This is a genomic window from Mesorhizobium sp. M1A.F.Ca.IN.020.06.1.1 (genome assembly GCF_004023265.1).
GTDB lineage: Bacteria > Pseudomonadota > Alphaproteobacteria > Rhizobiales > Rhizobiaceae > Mesorhizobium.
The window spans coordinates 1-2,352 of the sequence record NZ_RZSR01000926.1 but is presented as its reverse complement, the minus strand read 5'-3'; the positions used below and the strand labels follow the sequence as shown (position 1 = coordinate 2,352).

At 65.4% G+C, this 2,352-nt stretch carries 2 protein-coding genes; both read right to left on the bottom strand.

Annotation, left to right across the window (positions count from 1 at the left end; translation table 11 throughout):
• On the bottom strand, nucleotides 1-1,737 hold a 1,737-nt coding region (dxs, locus tag EOA60_RS29125; RefSeq protein ID WP_128312336.1), incomplete at its 3' end, for a 1-deoxy-D-xylulose-5-phosphate synthase.
• A 132-nt stretch (nucleotides 1,738-1,869) separates the two neighbouring features.
• Nucleotides 1,870-2,352 (bottom strand): pirin-like C-terminal cupin domain-containing protein (locus EOA60_RS29120; protein ID WP_164899628.1); only part of this gene is annotated, 483 nt, incomplete at its 5' end.

Here is a 2,352-nt window from a genome sequence, read left to right as displayed (position 1 = left end):
GAGGAAATGCAGCACCTGGCTGGCGAAGCCGCCGACCGCGCCCTCCTCGACCGTCACGAGAACCTCATGCGAGCGCGCCAGGCGGCGGATGAGATCCTCGTCCAGCGGCTTGGCGAAGCGAGCGTCGGCAACGGTGGTCGAAAGGCCCGCGGCGCCGAGCTCCTCGGCGGCCAGCAGGCAATCCTGCAGCCGCGTGCCGAACGAGAGCAGCGCCACCTTGGTGCCTTCCTTGAGAATGCGGCCTTTGCCGATCTCGAGCACTGAGCCGCGCTCCGGCATGTCGACGCCGACGCCGTTGCCGCGCGGATAGCGGAAGGCGATCGGGCCGCCGTCGTAGTCGGCTGCCGTGCGCACCATATGGCGAAGCTCCGCCTCATCGGCGGCGGCCATGACGACGAAGCCAGGCAGCGAGGCGAGGAAGGTCGTGTCGAAGGCGCCGCAGTGCGTGGCGCCGTCGGCGCCGACGAAGCCGGCGCGGTCGATCGGGAAGCGCACCGGCAGTTTCTGGATTGCCACGTCGTGCACCACCTGATCGTAGGCGCGCTGCAGGAAGGTCGAATAGATGGCGGCGAAGGGCTTGTAGCCTTCGGTGGCGAGGCCGGCGGCGAAGGTCACCGCGTGCTGCTCGGCAATGCCGACATCGAAGGTTCGGGCCGGGAACACCTCGCCGAAGAGGTCGAGGCCGGTGCCACTCGGCATCGCGGCGGTGATCGCCACGATTCGTTCGTCCTCGCGCGCCTCCTGGATCAGGCTCTCGGCGAAGACCTTGGTGTAGCTCGGCGCGTTGGCCGGCGCTTTCGCTTGCGCGCCGGTGATGACGTCGAACTTGTTGACGCCGTGATACTTGTCGGCGGCGGCCTCCGCCGGCGCGTAGCCCTTGCCCTTCTGGGTGACGACATGGATCAGAATGGGACCGTCGCCATTATCGCGGACGTTCTTCAGCACCGGGATCAGGTGCTCCAAATTGTGTCCATCGATCGGGCCGATGTGGAAGAATCCCATCTCCTCGAACAGCGTGCCGCCGGTGACGTAACCGCGCGCATGCTCGACCGCGCGGGTGATGGCGCTGTCGGCGCGCTTGCCGAGATAGGAGGTCAGCTTCTTGCCGAAATCGCGCAGGCCGAGATAGGTCTTGCCGGAGGCAAGCCTCGCCAGATAGGCGCTCATCGCGCCGGTCGGCGGGGCGATCGACATGTCATTGTCGTTGAGGATGACGATCAGGCGGGCATTGAGCGCGCCGGCGTTGTTCATCGCCTCATAGGCCATCCCGGCGGACATGGCGCCGTCGCCGATGACGGCGATGACATTGTTGCGGCCGCCCGCAAGGTCGCGGCCCATCGCCATGCCGAGGCCGGCCGAAATCGAAGTCGAGGAATGCGCTGCGCCGAAGGGGTCGTATTCGCTCTCTGCGCGCCGGGTGAAGCCGGAGAGACCGCCTTCCTGGCGAAGCGTGCGGATGCGGTCGCGGCGGCCGGTCAGAATCTTGTGCGGGTAGGCCTGGTGGCCAACGTCCCAGATCAGCCGGTCTTCCGGCGTGTTGAAGACATAGTGCAGCGCAACCGTAAGCTCGACGACGCCGAGACCGGCGCCAAGATGGCCGCCGGTGTGCGACACCGCATCGATCAGCTCCGCGCGCAGTTCGGTCGCCAGCTGCGGCAGCTCGCTTTCATCAAGCGTCCGCAAATCCGCGGGGATGCGGACTTTGTCGAGGAGCGGCGTGTCAGGCTTCGGGTTCACTCTGGGACGGCCTGTCAACTTAACCTTGGGTTAACCTTCAAATATGCGCTTTGCTATGCGCGAGATAGGCTGACGGCGCGCCAATGTAAATGCGTGTCAGTGACGCGCCTGGCGCAGAATGTCCATCCTGCGCTAACCTTCCGGCAGCGGAATGAATTCTTCCTCATCGCCAGGAACGATATCGAAGCGGCCCGTCTTCCATTCTTCCTTGGCCTGCTCGATGCGTTCTTTCGAGGACGAAACGAAATTCCACCAGATATAGCGCTTGGAGCCCAGCGACGCTCCGCCGAACAGCATGAAATGCGCGCCGCGCTCGGACGACACGACGATTTCCTCGCCCGGTTTGAACACCAAAAGCCGCTCGGCCGGGAAACGGTCGCCGGCAATCGAAACCTCGCCCTCCAGCGTGTAGATGGCGCGTTCCTCGGCGTCGCCGGGGATTTTGACGCTGGCGCCCGCCGCCAGCCGCAGATCGGCATAGAGCGTTTCCGAGGCGGTCGCGACGGGCGAGCGCAGCCCGGAAAATTCGCCGATGACGACGCGGCCGCTAACGCCCTCGGCATCGATTTCGGGCAGTTGGACGACCGACGTGTTCGCGAACACCGGGGCGATTTC